Source organism: Christiangramia aquimixticola (assembly GCF_048285835.1).
In the GTDB taxonomy this organism is placed as follows: domain Bacteria; phylum Bacteroidota; class Bacteroidia; order Flavobacteriales; family Flavobacteriaceae; genus Christiangramia; species Christiangramia aquimixticola.
The window spans coordinates 1-297 of sequence record NZ_JBLVTL010000227.1 but is presented as its reverse complement, the minus strand read 5'-3'; the positions used below and the strand labels follow the sequence as shown (position 1 = coordinate 297).

The following is a 297-nucleotide window of genomic DNA, read 5'->3' as shown; positions in this document are numbered from 1 at the left end:
TCAAAGCATAACAAAGGCCGCTGAAGCCATGAACATGACTCAACCTGCGGTGTCAATTCAGCTAAAAAATCTTCAAGAAAACTTTGAAGTGCCTTTGACTGAAATCATTGGCAAAAAGATTCATATCACCGAATTCGGACAGGAATTAGCGGATACTGCTGATCGGATTTTTGATGAACTCGGAAAAATCGAGGAAAAAATGCTAGAACTAAAAGGACTGTTGGGTGGCAAAATCAGAATCTCAGCGGTTTCTACAGGAAAATATATTATCCCCTACCTGATGGCTGATTTCATGAA

Annotated in this window: 1 pseudogene; it reads left to right on the top strand. The window is 39.7% G+C overall.

Annotated features, from left to right (window positions below):
- Positions 1–34: 34 nt before the first annotated feature.
- Positions 35–297: pseudogene (locus ACNKXV_RS14250) on the top strand (LysR family transcriptional regulator); the annotation flags it as partial.